This window comes from Nostoc parmelioides FACHB-3921 (assembly GCF_014696625.1).
GTDB classification, from domain to species: domain Bacteria; phylum Cyanobacteriota; class Cyanobacteriia; order Cyanobacteriales; family Nostocaceae; genus Trichormus; species Trichormus parmelioides.
In genome coordinates this window covers 1-5,422 of sequence record NZ_JACJQL010000143.1, presented here as the reverse complement: position 1 = coordinate 5,422, position 5,422 = coordinate 1, and the positions used below count along the sequence as shown (strand labels likewise).

General features: G+C 43.0%; 3 protein-coding genes and 1 pseudogene. 1 reads left to right on the top strand and 3 read right to left on the bottom strand.

All coding sequences use genetic code 11. From position 1 onward, the window contains the following. Window positions 1–50 precede the first annotated feature (50 nt). The gene (locus H6G14_RS32675; protein ID WP_277884351.1) at window positions 51–569 is read right to left on the bottom strand and encodes a dihydroxy-acid dehydratase domain-containing protein; all 519 of its coding nucleotides are present in this window, start codon (window positions 567–569) and stop codon (window positions 51–53) included. Between the two features lie 105 nt (window positions 570–674). Here H6G14_RS32675 and H6G14_RS32670 point away from each other — a divergent pair. Further along, window positions 675–1,571 (top strand): annotated as a pseudogene (locus H6G14_RS32670) (LysR family transcriptional regulator). Window positions 1,572–1,610: 39 nt separating this feature from the next. Here H6G14_RS32670 and H6G14_RS32665 read toward each other — a convergent pair. Together H6G14_RS32665 and H6G14_RS33920 are read right to left on the bottom strand one after the other, a co-directional pair. After that, window positions 1,611–3,500, bottom strand: a complete 1,890-nt coding sequence (locus H6G14_RS32665; protein WP_190573092.1) for a DEAD/DEAH box helicase — start codon at window positions 3,498–3,500, stop codon at window positions 1,611–1,613. A gap of 155 nt (window positions 3,501–3,655) precedes the next feature. Beyond that, window positions 3,656–5,422: plasmid replication protein, CyRepA1 family (locus tag H6G14_RS33920; protein ID WP_338421258.1), on the bottom strand; the 1,767-nt coding region annotated here is incomplete at its 5' end.

The window sequence follows — 5,422 nt, the reverse complement described above, 5'->3', positions numbered from 1 at the left end:
TTTGATTGCAAAGTTTTATTTCGCTTTTTCCCATAAGGCTTATTTTGCCGTTAATTATGGCTCATTTTATTGTTCACAATTTGGCTCATTTTTTCGTTCAAGTCACAGTAGTGACCAGGTTTAATTGTGCCACCGTAAACGAATATTGCCGGGATATTCATCCGCGCGATCGCTAGCATTGCTCCTGGCATATTTTTATCACAACCGCCAATGGCTAGTACACCATCCATACTTTGTCCAGTACAGGCGGTTTCAATGGAATCAGCAATGACTTCCCGCGACACTAGGGAATATTTCATCCCTTCAGTTCCCATCGAAATGCCGTCGCTGATGGTAATTGTGCCAAACATTTGTGGCATTGCTCCGGCAGACTTTATGCCAACTTCTGCTCTGAGCGCCAGTTGATTTATCCCCATATTGCAGGGGGTGATAGTGCTGTAACCATTGGCTATACCCACAATGGCTTTATTAAAATCTTCATCTTTAAAACCAACTGCACGCAGCATAGCTCGATTAGGCGATCGCTGCACCCCTTGGGTCACAATTTGGCTTCTCAAATTCTCCGACATAGTTACATCATCCTCTGACTTGCGTGTATGAGTATCATAGGTAGCAATTTTTGATATGTCCAATATATAGTTATAAATATTTGAGACTTATAAAATATCAAAACTATGGAACTACGACACCTGCGCTACTTCATTGCTGTAGCTGAGGAACTACACTTTAGTAAAGCCGCAGAGCGACTTCACATCGCTCAACCACCCTTAAGCCAGCAAATTCAGCAGCTAGAAGCAGAGCTAGGGGTAGAACTTTTTCAACGCAAAACTAAACGACAGGTGCAGCTAACGGAAGCCGGACAAGTATTTTTGCAAGAAGCTTATCAATTGTTCGCTCAACTGTCCAAGGCAATTGATCTGACTCAACGGACAGGTAGGGGTGAGAAGGGACAACTACGAGTAGGTTTCACCAGTTTGGTAACTTACGATTTGCTGCCTGTGATTTTGCGGCAATTTCGAGAGCAGTTTCTAGAGGTGGAGTTAGTGTTGCAGGAATTAACGACAACTCAGCAAGAACAAGCGCTATTTGATCGCCGCATCCATGTAGGTTTTGCCCATCCACCTTTAGAAGACAACACTTTCAATCAAGAATGTATTCATCAAGAATGACTAATTGTAGCAATGCTCGTAACTCATTTCTTAGCTAGACAAGAAAATATTTCCGTGCGCGAGCTAAAAGACGAAAATTTTATTATGTTCCCCCGCTATTTGGGCCCTGGACTTTACGATCAAATCCTGAGTCTCTGCCAGCAGGGAAATTTCAGCCCAAAAGTGACGATAGAAGCAATCCAAATGCAGACAATTATCGGGCTAGTGTCAGGGGGAATGGGGATTGCGATCGTACCATCTTCTTTGCAAAATCTTCAAAGGGCTGGTGTAGTTTATCGCACTTTAGATGAAAAAACACCATTAGTAGAAACGGCTGTAGTGTGGCGACAAGAGGATATGACACCTGTTTTACGAGAGTTTCTACAAATTGTCAGAAGTGTCTGTGTTGAATTAATTAGATGAACCCCTACATTTTGTTAAACAACAAAATGTCCTTTGATATCAGTGGAAATATAAGTCTTTAAATTCTGTTCGCCTCTCTAATTGTGCAACCCACTGAGTGATTTTGTCGCGTTTATCTTGAGACACACGGTCAATGGCTGTTTTAATAACTAATTTGTGATAAATTTCACACAAAGAAGAAATCATGCTAATGTCTTGGCAATCTGACAAATAATCCGCGACTAAGGCTAGATTTTCTTCTGTTAACCAATCCTGGAGTTCATTAATCAGATTTTCATAATCTGCCTTCATCTTTTTAAACTTATTTTTTTCGTAATTGGATAATCTACTCCAAATAAATTTTTTTATGCTCTCTGGACGCTCAGACATAATTTTGGTGATGTCTGTCCATTCTTTGGCGTAGCGAACACGGTAAACTAAAGATTCTATACTTAATTCAAATGTTTGCTCTGGGCAATCAAGTAGCTCAACAGCATAATTTAGCTCACTAAGAGTTAGTTCTGGGCAGTTTAAAAACCAATCTCTAACTGTAAAACCATAAAACACTAATTTCTTTTCTTGGTTTCTAAACTTGCGCTTTTTAGCTTCAATAATTGGTGTAAGTAAAGATGGACGAACTTCGGGTGGTACTTCTTTAAACTGGATATCAGATTCAGAAATAATCATCGGCACGCCAGAATTTTCTGTAGTAGAAGATTCTTCTAATACCCATCTAAAAGATTTGCCACAATTGGGGCAATCTACCTCATATTGAATGACAAATTCGGCTTTTTCGTAACTAAAGCAATCTTTGGTGCGAATCAGACTAGGCATTGGTTTGAACACATGGTGGCAGTGAGGGCAACACCTGCTTCCTTGAGTATCTGGGTCGCAAGAAACTGGCTCAAGGCTCCATTTTCGATTGTCGCAGGGACGACCTAGCCGAAACCAGTTATCAGTCATGTCCAAGATAGTGGCATAATCTTTTCCCGGTGCAGGACGTAATACTCTACCAATCATTTGTAACCACAAGGTAACACTGCTAGTCGGTCGAGCAATGACGGCAGCACTAGAGTCGGGGCAATCAAAGCCCTCAGTTAAAATTGCACAATTGCTAATTACCTGTGTTTGTCCACTACGAAATCGGTCTAAAATAGCTTGACGCTCATCATTTGGCGTTTCGCCATCAAGATGTTCGCAGGTGATGCCATCAGCGCAAAATGCTGCGGCAATTTGTTTGGAGTGGATAACGTTAACAGCAAAAATTACTGTCTTTTTACCAGCACAAAAATTCTGCCACTGCTTTAATACTTCAGATGGTTTGTAGTCAGAAGCAACTTCCTCCAATTCTTTTCTAGTAAAGTCACGTTTTTGAGGAACTTTGTGTCGAGAATATTTAAAACCAGCAATCAATTTGTAATCTGTTAAATATCCCAAGGCAATTAATTCCTTAGTGGAAATTGAGCAAATCAACTGGTCAAAAATATCTCGCAATCCATATCCGTCTTCTCTTCTTGGTGTGGCTGTCAACCCTAAAACTAGTGCATGGGGGTAAGCGTCTAGTAATTTACGGTAACTGTTAGCTGAAGAATGATGAGCTTCATCAATAATGACTAGTTGTGCAGATGGATAAGTTTGACGACGAGCCAGAGTTTGGATACTTGCTATCTGAAGGGGCGAGTCAGTAGATTTGTAACCAGCTTTGATGATTCCTGGCTGCAATTTAGTCACGGCTGTCAGTTTTTCTGCTGCTTGGAGAATTAACTCCTCTCTGTGAGCCACTACTAATACACCTTCACCTTGGGCTGTCATCTTAGATGCGATCTCCGCAAAAATGACTGTCTTGCCACCACCTGTACTAAGTTGTAATAATACCTTTCTAATTCCACTAGACCACGCAGCAAAAGTTTTTGAAACTAAATCTTGTTGGTAATCACGCAGGTTGAACATGAAGAGTAATTGTTGCTCCTTGTTCTAGAAAAAATTAGAGTCTTTTTAGTGATTTTATGTTGAGGGCTGCTTTCAATATATTTTAACAATTAATTAATAGCTAAAAGCGATTCTGTAGCTTGACGTTGCCGCATACATCGCCCCAAACCCAAACCTCACCCCATCCACGTCACCCAATCGGGAACCGCCTCCACCAACTGTTCAAACACCTGCGGCTCTTGCTCATCAATCGCCATCATTACGCCCCAGCGCTCGTCACTATTGAGGGTGGAGAGGAACTGTTTGACTGCATCAACCCCATGCGTTACCCGTGACATCGCAAGCGTAGCGTAAGATTTGACCTGCCCCCACCATGAATCAACTGGATTGTCTTCTCCGCCATCCCCCAAACTATGACCTTCATGTTGATTAGTAGGGAGGTTAGACAGTGGTGTCGTGTCAACGACTGGTGTTGTTATATCTATATTCTTAGTGACTGACACCGATTCACAATTTGATTGTTCATCCCGACCAAACCATCTTTTAAATATCACATCTCGCCCATCATCAGAAGCCACAAACTTATACACACTCTCCCGATGACTCCTTGAACCCAACCGACCAACATACGACAGTCGCAAGTCGATTTTGCCGAGTAACTTCTGAGCGATCGCAATAGGAGTCAGCTTCTCGCTAATAGTCACGTTCAAGCAAGTCTTGATAAGATAACGATTCTCCAGTGCCACCCGTTTCAACTGCTGCATTTCCGCGTCCGAACCCCGCAACCGCACCCCAGTCTTGAGAAATTCCAGCAGATTCAGTTTTTCGAGCAGCAGCACTGACGACAACATCTGCCCCTTGTTAAAGTCCGGCTTCCAAATCGCATTCTCCCCAACCTCAGCCTGTGCCTTAGCCCGTCTGCTGTCCCGCTTTGTTAAGAACTCGCGCCCCAGAGTTAGATAATAGTGCAGCCGCAGTTGAGGATACCAACCGTCATCGTCTTTTTCCACCAAGTCGGGTGTTACTTCAACTTCGTAGCGACGGGACAATTCAGCCTTACGCTGCTGATGACGTTCTTCTTTCGTTTTAACGCGTTTCTCCTGCAATTTCTTCAGTTCGGCATCAGAAACCTCTTCAGCTTGAGAAATCCCCAAGCATTCCCCAGAATATAATTCTTTGGAGGCTGCTTTCACTTCATTAACAACTTCCTTGGTTTCGTCGGGGTCGAAATCATCCGCATCAATAATCGTATAACCGTCAGCAGCCAAACCCTTCAACACAAATTCTTGATAGCGGCGCATTTCAACGTTGATGACAGCCCCACGCTTGCCCCAAGTCTGCAAAGATTCGGGCTGAAAATTCTGGTCAATGAAAGAGTAGTCATCATTATCAGAAGCCGACAAAAGGGCAATGTTAGCCTGGGTTGCAATGTCCTGACTCCGCAACAATCCACCCATAGAAGTTGAACCATTGCCCACAGTCCCCATACCGTACCGACTAACCCAGATGTGACGGTCAACAGTTTCTCTCAACCGTGCCAACATCTGCCGTACAGAGTCCACAGGCTGAACTCCCTGGAATATCCCCCAAACCGAATCAAAATGACCTCGAATATCGATAGAAACGCCTGTTTCCAAGCTGGGCGAAGCAATGACTAAATCATATTGCGTGAGAATTTCGTTGAGATGGGCAATACACTCAAAGGCATGGTGTTTCGGGTCTAAAACAGAATGACTGTCAATTCGCAGAATCCGTAGGTGTGGGAATTTCTGCTTAAACCGTTGTTCTAAGGCTTGGGTTCCCCATTTAGATTTTGCTTTTTGAGCAGAACAACATATTGACATCCTCCCGCCGCTAATCAGGAGTACCTGATATAGCGGGAGATTCCAAGAATCACTCCTTGGGCTTCCTCTTTCCGCGAGTTGATTTGCTTGAAGGAATTT